Origin of the sequence: Photobacterium obscurum (assembly GCF_026191635.1) — a bacterium.
Lineage (GTDB): Bacteria > Pseudomonadota > Gammaproteobacteria > Enterobacterales > Vibrionaceae > Photobacterium > Photobacterium obscurum.
The window spans coordinates 38402-47176 of record NZ_JAKRRW010000033.1; the positions used below are offsets into that span (position 1 = coordinate 38402).

The following is an 8775-nucleotide window of genomic DNA, read 5'->3' on the forward strand; positions in this document are numbered from 1 at the left end:
CTCATCTTCTTTACTCAAGTAGCTAATCTTTAAATTAGATCAATAGTGAAAATTCTACTATACCTACTAAATCAAGTTGCGTATGGAAGGGCTTTCAGTGGCTGCACTGGTGAAGGTAACAGCAAAGGTTCGAACAGATAAATCTGGGCGCTTACTTGAGGTGCCAGTGCTTCTGACTAAGCAAGGTGTGTTTGAGCCTTTGTTGGACTATGTACTTAGTCAGTATCATGCTCGAAGTCAGCCTTGGATGAATCGTGTTGTCTTTGCTTGTCAGTTGTTACTAGAGTACATGCAGGCTAACCGTGGTTTGTATTCATCACCCACTGTTTTATTTTCCAATTTCGTTAATAAGCTTTCTTTAGGTACTATCAATCATGATGGTCATGACCCGTCAGGATTGTATTGGTTACCGCGTTCTGTAAGTAACACCAATCAACTTATCTCAGCACTCAATGGGCTTACAGACTGGTTAGTTCTTAACAATGGAGTGTCTAACTTAAACCCATTAGAAGAAGCTTCAAGTTACCAACAAGCTTTGAATTATGCTGCTTGGCATAAGAAGAACCAGTTTAATTTCTTGGGCCACTTAAAACCCCACGGCTTGTCAGATATGGTGAAAAAAACCAGAAAGCTTCGTGGGAAGAGAGACGTTATTAAGGTCGATGATGATGCCATAGCTTTTTCTGAAGCCATGTTTAAGCCCTTTTTTATTGATGGGCTTGGTAGTGCAAAAGACTATCGAGTTCGCCTGCGAGATCAACTAATCGTATTACTGATGCATGGTGCAGGAGTACGTGAAAGTGACGCTTTACATTTGTGGGTTGAAGATGTGTATGAAGATCCTGATGATTGTAACAGTGTCATTGTGCGGCTATTTCATCCTGAAGATGGTAAAGCTCCCAATAATTGGAGAGGGCGAAATAAACAGCAAACACGCAGTGCTTATCTTGCGGAAGTGTTTGGTCTGAGGTCTAGAAATCAACTTACCGGAACAGCACGGGTTGGTTGGAAAACACGGATAGTTGATCATTCTGACAACTATATCCAACTGTGCTGGTTCCCATCATATCTTGGTCAATTGTTTAGGCAGTTATGGCGTGAATACCTTCGTTTACTACTACCTTTAGAACGTTTTCACCCTTATGCATTTGTGTCTTTTTCTGTCACGACGCTAGGGCAGCCTTTAACACTTAATGCTTTCAATTGTAATTATCGTGCTGCATTAAGCCGTATTGGATTAACTGCCTCGAAAGTTGAAGGGTTGTCTCCTCATGCACACAGACATGCCTTCGGTCGGCGGCTTACAGAAGCAGGCCTAGATCCAATATTAATCAAGAAAGCACTTCACCATGCGTCGTTATCTTCTCAACTGGTTTATACCCAACCTGGTATTAGGGAAGTCACCAAGGCTTGCCATGATGCAACATCACGTCTTGATGGTATTCAACATCCTACATTCAAAGAAGAAGTCGTGTTGTCATGGAAAGATATTTTAAGGGAAGGGTTTGACGATATTGACCCGAGAGGGTTGTTCTCTGGTCATCAACCATCATTTGGGAGCAGAGAATGAACCGTTCGGATGATATGGAGTTTTTGTGGTTTACAGATAAGTTTGGTAGTGGATGGGACACGTGGCGTGAGTTGGCATCCACATATTTACTCCAAAAAAACTTTGGTGTTGATCGAACTAGAACGGCGTTGTCTCGGTTTCTTGAAGCTTATTTAGTGCCTCAGTTTATCACTGACCCAGTGGAGTTATTCCAAAGTAAGCTTCAGCCATATAATGAGTTTTTACAGCAGTTTGAGCTTTCAGAAGGGTATCAGGTACGCCTGAATAACGAAGTATCACAGTTTGTTGATTGGGTGCTTGCTACCTATTACAGCGAGCCAGATGATAATGGTGACCTAATTCCATTATTTAGTAACCCTTTCAATATGGAAGGAAACAGTACTCCTAAGCAAGAAACAGTTTATAACACCTTGCCATATGCTTATATCAAGAGGCTCAGACAACAACTATGTCCTCGACCAAACGGGAATTTCAGAGATTGGGTCTGGGCAATAGCGCAAAGCAAGGCAATTGAAAGCAGTTCACGGCACCTTAAAGATTGGATCTTGGTCGATAAATCGGAAATCAACGTAGATGATCAAGACTGTGTCTGGCAGGCCATAAAGCTTGATAAAGACCGGACGATTGATGTTGATGGTATTAAGAGGTCCTATAAGTCAGGTGAAACGCTTTACTTTATTTGGTCACCAGTTCGTGCAATGGCGGTGTATCTCAAATTACAGCTACCGCTGAGAACATTTCAAGTAAGGATGTTGGATTCTGGTGAGGCTGATACATGGCGTTATCAGAGCCAGAATTGGGTACTCAATGACAAGCATAGTTTTGTTGAGGGTACGGAGAAGCGACCATGGCAGAAAGGCGTTTTTCATCGGATAAAAACGCCAGATATAGGCGATATCATGACTGGGCTATACATCAATACCAACAAAACGGCAGATAGAAATAAGGATGAGTTGTCTCGAGGTTATGTTATCCCATGGCAACATGGTGAAGTTTTATATTGGCTGGAAAAGCTCAGAAATTGGCAAGAAAAGTATAACCCTCTAACGCAACCAACATCGATACACTCCTTGAAATATAAGCACTTCGGTAGCACGAAGACGACTGTTCAGCGTGAAGCCATTGGGGATATCTGCTTTCTCTTTCGAAACGCTGCTGCAACGTTATTGAATGAGCGGCATTTTCCTATAACTGATGGAATGATTAATCATCTATGGATTGCTTTGCTGAAATTTTTTGAAGGTCAATTATTCGAAGAGGGGACGGCGTTATCGAATGGCGATAAAATTTGCTTCGTTGATCCAAGCAATGCTCGTAAGTCTTTGTTTCCTACGCATAGCCTAAGGGTATCACTAATTACTTGTTATATGTTAGAGGGTGAGATACCTGCGCCTGTGTTATCAAAGCTGCTTGTTGGGCATAGTCGGCTGATGATGACCATGCATTATACCAAAGTTACACCAGTGATGATGGCGAAGAAAATGCGTAAAGCGGAGGAGAAAATTAACGATCAGCAAGATGAAAGTTTACAGACTTTTCTTGCTTGTCAGTCACTGGAGCAGATTGAACTTCAAACGGCCAGTAATGATTTGGTATCTATTGCCAATGTACTCCGCGTTAAGAATCCCGCGGGTTGGCAGGAAAAGCATATAGGTTTGTGTTTAGTGGGGGGGAACACGTCACGAATTGAGGCAAATACAAGCTTAGGAGGCTGCTGGAATGGTGGTGAAAAGCTCAAAAAGGCAAATCGTAATCAACCTGATCTATATGGCCCAGTTCCGCATGGAAGCGAGAATTGTATTCGTTGCCGGTGGTTTATTACTGATATCCGCTATCTACATGTGCTTACTGCACATTTCAATAATCTGAGTTATCAGGCCACACAAGCTGCCAAATTAGCGACTGAACTGGAAGCTAAACAGGATGCTTTATTGGACGAAGAATATTTTTGTGAGGTGAACAAACAGACCTTCATGAAATATCATGAGCTTCATACACTGGATCGTAGGATTGAAAAGCAACGTGTAGAGGCAGATGAATATTGCAAAGACTTGGTAGCTTGCTTTCAGATTATTCGTAAGCTGATTAAGTTGGAGCAAGACAGAACTGAAAGTGATAACACTCAAAAAGTCATCGCAATTGGCTCCTTACATGATATTTTCCCACACTTTAACTTCTTTGAAACAACCTCTGAGTTTCGCCAGCTTATTAAGCTCTGTGATGATGCTGAGATTTACCATGATCTTCGTGATGAGTTAACAAAGACGTCAGCCATTACCCAGCGCTCGAACTATCTCAACAAAGTACTGATGCAGTCAGGTTATATGCCAGTTTTCATGAATATGGATGAAGAAACTCAGCTCCTGGCTGGTAATGCCATGGTTAATGCAATGATGAATAAAACTGGTATCAAAGATAGTGAGCAGGCACAGGGTAAAGTGGCAGAGTACATTGAAACAGGCCAGTGTTTGGTTGAAGCGGGGTTGCTTGAAGCGGGGATTGAAGCTATGGAGAAACAAACGCAGTTGTCGATGATTCGTTTGTCTGACTTAAATGCAACGGGTGCAATAGGAGGTGGAGCCAATGAGCGAAATCGTAAAGCCTGAAATAGTATTGGGCGAGCTGTTAGCAAATGCTACAGCACGGACTGCGAAAGCAATTAAAATTTTGAACAAGGTGCTGGAAGATCAGGCTGAATCCGAAAAGAAAGACTTTTGCATAGCAACAATTGGTCGGTTGTCTGCTGAAGCTGGAGGCCCATCAACCCAAACGATTCGCAACCGAACAGGTAAACACTTTCAGCAACTGATTGAGGTTTGGGCAACTTACTCGGGGACAACAACCAAAAAGCCGATGTCTGTTCGTCAGAAACAGCTCTTCAATAGTAATGATCAGGCAGTATTGGATAGTATCAATGATCCCGTAATAAGAGCTGTCGTTGGTTCAATCCTCGCGGAGAGGAATAGATACCGCGATCAATTAAACATTATCAAGGCTAATACAGAAATAGTGATCGATAAAACAAAAAATCCAGAAACAGAAGCAGCCGAACAGTTAACACCAATGGAAGTTGAAGCCTTAAAGCATGCTGTATCTGAAGAGTTGATGAGAGCAATGCAGTGGGTAGTGATGCCTACAGGCCAGATAAAGGATAAAGAAGGTAATGAGGTTTATAAACGTGGTTATGTTAATGGCTTAAAAAAACTATAAGTATAAAATAGGTTGATGATAATGTGTTATTAAGTGGCGGAATATTAATTTGTCCTAGAGAGATAAAGGGGCATAAAATCGCCCCTTTATGTGGGTTATTATTTGTATTAGTTCCGACTAGATCTGACACTTCAATTGGAAAAGAAGAGAGTTACCCACTTTGATTAAAGGTGCTGAATCCGTAATCAAAGAAACTAAGAGGTAACTCTCATGCTTCATACTAGCAATCCAATCATCAAACACAAAGCTGGTCTTCTCAATCTTGCAGAAGAACTCGGCAATGTATCAAAAGCCTGCAAAGTTATGGGCGTATCAAGAGACACTTTCTACCGCTACCAAGAGCTGGTTGAAACAGGTGGTATTGATGCTTTAATCAATCAAAGTCGCAGAACACCAAACTTAAAGAATCGTGTGGATAGTGAAACTGAACAAGCTGTTCTCAAGTACGCCATTGATTTCCCTGCTCACGGGCAAGTTAGAACGAGTAATGAACTGCGCAAGCTAGGCGTGTTTATCTCTCCAAGCGGCGTTCGTTCAATCTGGCTTAGGAATGACCTTGAGAACTTCAAGAAACGACTTATAGCGCTGGAAAAGCAGGTTGCCGAAAACGGTATCATCTTAACGGATGCACAAGTTGCAGCATTAGAGCGCAAAAAGCAGGATGATGAGGCTTGTGGCGAGATAGAAACGGCTCATCCTGGATACTTAGGCTCTCAGGATACGTTCTATGTTGGCAATTTAAAGGGAGTCGGCCGTATCTACCAGCAAACGTTCGTAGATACCTATAGCAAAGTAGCGTTCGCCAAACTCTACACCACAAAAACGCCTATCACTGCTGCCGATATGTTGAATGATAAAGTATTACCGTTCTTCGAGTCACACGAGCTACCAATGCTTCGAATACTGACTGACAGAGGCACAGAATACTGTGGCCGCGTTGAGCAACATGACTATCAGCTTTACCTCGCCATTAATGATATCGACCATACGAAAACCAAAGCCATGTCGCCACAAACGAACGGTATCTGTGAGCGCTTCCATAAGACGATATTAAACGAGTTCTACCAAGTTACGTTCAGAAAGAAACTGTATGGCTCGATGGAAGAGTTGCAGAAAGATCTGGACGAATGGATGGACTACTACAACAATCATCGTACTCATCAAGGAAAAATGTGCTGTGGCAGAACGCCAATGGAGACATTAGAAGATGGGAAATCAATCTGGGCCGAAAAGAATCTAGCCCAGATTTAATCTGACAGGCACCGAATCAAAAATGGGTAACTGTCAGATCAGGTCTGAATTAGTACATATTATTTTATATGATAGGTTTCAATTGATTGTTCTAATTCTCTTCCAGCAATCTTTTCTGGCATTATTGCGAGGTCATCACCAACTTCTAAGCTATAAAAATGAACATTTTCTCCATTTTTGAATGTGTTCCTATGAACAAAATATCGTTTTTTGTAAGCATCTTCAGTGAAGATGAATGGTTTTCTTAAGCCATTATCATTAGGAATGTTTTGAACTTTTGTTCGGACGAATTTTTTACATGAATTTATTGTGTTAAATGAAACGCCTATTTCTTCAGAAGGACTCTTTCTAATATCCCACTTAGTGCTTGAAAAAGGATTATTATCAATTGATAGTGAACGTGCGTGTTTAACAAATTTGTATAATTCGCTGGTGTCTTTATTTTGCTTTTGATAAATGTCTTTGATGTGCTCATCGCAAAATGTTAGCAATTGATGTGCTGATTTAACCTGTTCTGCACAAAGTGAGTTTCGTCTGTTAAAGAAGTAGTATGAAATGCTATCAATGATTTTATACGCTTCACGTGTTGCAACAAAGAAATAACCAGATTCTTTAAGTACCGTGTGCATTATTTTTAAAGCACTGTTGAAAGATTTATATAACTCATCTGTTTCATTGTTTTCGATTTGAGTTTCTATCTTTCTTTTAAATGCAGATGCCCGGTAGGTTCCTAGAGTGCTACCATATTGCGAATCATCGCGCCATTTTTTGGTTGAGTCAAATATCATTTCATATTTGCTCTGGTGCAAAAGGCATATGTAATAACCATTTAAGATTGAGTACCAAGTACATCGATCATTTCTAATGTCAGTTTTTTCTAATAGTTTTGTGTATATCTTTTCAGACTCATCATATTCACGTTCTTCATGATAGGATTTAGCTAAAAGAATCGCTGTTGCAACATCATTTGAATTAATCTTATAAGCCTTTAGCAATGAAGCTTTAGCATTAATATTATCATGCATTAATGTATAAAGTCTGGCTAAAGTTCTCTGATATAAATAATCATTATTATATACAGAACCGATCTCTTGAAATTCTGTATAAGTGTCGGTTATTTTTTCAAAGTCAACATTACCCTTAGACTTTTGATGACATAACTTATTAACCTTATGAAGATTGATTTTTAGAGTCTCATCTATGTGTTCAGGTATAAAGTTTTCACTATATTCAGAAATGTTTTTTGTATTCTGTAGTCTAATTATTTCAATAGCTCTATCTTTGTTTTTTCTGATGTTAGTCTGTACTTTTTGTCTGACATTAATGTTCTTTGGACTTACTAATAAGAAATCACGAATAGATGCATTAATTTCATAGTATTCATGATCAGCTTCAGTTATTCGTCTGATTAGACTTGTTTTTGATAGCTCTGAGATTGCTTTAGCTGATTCATCAATGTTAATGCTTAATAAGTTACATATGTCTTTTCTTGAGCACCTATCCGCAGTAAATAATAACTCCAGAACCTCAATGCTTTCACTAGAAAGTGATGAAATTAGATTTTTGAATGAGAATTCAGCAATTCCAGAGTTAGCTTTTTGCCATGCTGTTGGTAGAGAGTTACCTAGAGACCAATAATCCAAAGTTAACTTTATCGCTAATGGATTAAAATTACAGTTATTAATTACTTTATCTATTTCATCTTGATTTAGAGGTAGAGAACCTTTGTTTTTCTGGTATTCTCTAGCCAATTGTGATGCTGCTGGTGAGCTTAATGTTGGAAGCGGAAGTGTTTTTGCTGTTGAAACATTAATTCGACTAGTAATTAATACTTTCCAATCATATGGTAGACTGGAGTTGAAATCATTGAAAATTGATTCGTTATCTCTAATTAAAGTTTCTAAGTTATCAATGAACAAAAGAGGTTTATGTTCAATATCACTTGAAATTAAACTGTCAAAATTATCATAGTCGGTGTTCCATAAATCATTAAATGTATCTAAGATCGCATTTTTTAATTCTTCTAAGCTTTGAATTGCGGATAAACTTTTTATGCCGTTCGGTGTTAGCTCTTCTGTTTTTAATGAAACGAAAATAAGACCATTGAAGTTGTTTGCTGTTTCTGTGGTAAAAGATAAGTTGTGTAGGAGATCTAATACGAGAGCTGTTTTACCGACACCACCTGGAGCTACGACTGCAATTGTATTTACACGCTTATTCAAGATAAGTTTGGTTAGCTCTTTTGCTTCTCGATTACGACCAACCAATCCAGTCGAGTCATGTTCAAAATATGCAGGAAGATTATTAGGGATTTTATTACTTGTTTCTGCTAACCACTCTTTAGGTGGTTCTTTTAAATCATCATTTTCCGCACTGATGACATTTTCAATAACATTTTTCAAACCCAAACTTTCAATTTCAGGTAAAGTACCTAAAGATGCAGCAAGATACCAATATTGTAATTTGTAATCTCTATTAGCATGAGAAAGAGAGTTTCTAATAGTTGTTAAGTTGATATCGTGTGCGTATTTACGTATTTTGCTGAGGAGTTCTTCATCGCTAGTATTACTGGCAGCCTGAACGGCTAAATCTAGAACTTCTGAAAAATGAGATGCACTAACAATATCGCTTAGTTGATTAGGATCACATGACTTTCCTAATCTTGCTTCTCGATCTGCAATTTGCTGAACAAGTTGTTCACTTAGATTTTCTAGAGTATTTTTTTCTATAATATAGTCACCTAA

The 8775-nt window shown here is 39.1% G+C and carries 5 protein-coding genes; 4 read left to right on the forward strand and 1 reads right to left on the reverse strand.

From position 1 onward, the window contains the following. Nucleotides 1-97: 97 nt before the first annotated feature. The 4 genes from gmtY (at nucleotide 98) to MD588_RS24460 (ending at nucleotide 6031) form a co-directional block, all read left to right on the forward strand. On the forward strand, nucleotides 98-1570 hold the full coding sequence (gmtY, locus tag MD588_RS24445; RefSeq protein ID WP_265700508.1) for a gamma-mobile-trio recombinase GmtY: 1473 nt from the start codon (nucleotides 98-100) through the stop codon (nucleotides 1568-1570). Further along, the gene (gmtZ, locus tag MD588_RS24450) at nucleotides 1567-4176 is read left to right on the forward strand and encodes a gamma-mobile-trio integrase GmtZ (RefSeq protein ID WP_265700509.1); all 2610 of its coding nucleotides are present in this window, start codon (nucleotides 1567-1569) and stop codon (nucleotides 4174-4176) included. The genes gmtY and gmtZ overlap by 4 nt, the downstream gene beginning before the upstream one ends. Next, nucleotides 4154-4780 (forward strand): gamma-mobile-trio protein GmtX, encoded by a 627-nt coding sequence (gene gmtX / locus MD588_RS24455; protein WP_265700510.1) that lies wholly within the window; start codon nucleotides 4154-4156, stop codon nucleotides 4778-4780. Before gmtZ ends, gmtX begins: the two co-directional genes overlap by 23 nt. A gap of 210 nt (nucleotides 4781-4990) precedes the next feature. Beyond that, nucleotides 4991-6031: an IS481 family transposase gene (locus MD588_RS24460; RefSeq protein ID WP_265700511.1), complete on the forward strand. Its 1041-nt coding sequence runs from the start codon at nucleotides 4991-4993 to the stop codon at nucleotides 6029-6031. 59 nt (nucleotides 6032-6090) lie between these two features. Here the strand turns inward: MD588_RS24460 and MD588_RS24465 are convergent. Beyond that, nucleotides 6091-8775 (reverse strand): hypothetical protein (locus MD588_RS24465; RefSeq protein WP_265700513.1); only part of this gene is annotated, 2685 nt, incomplete at its 5' end.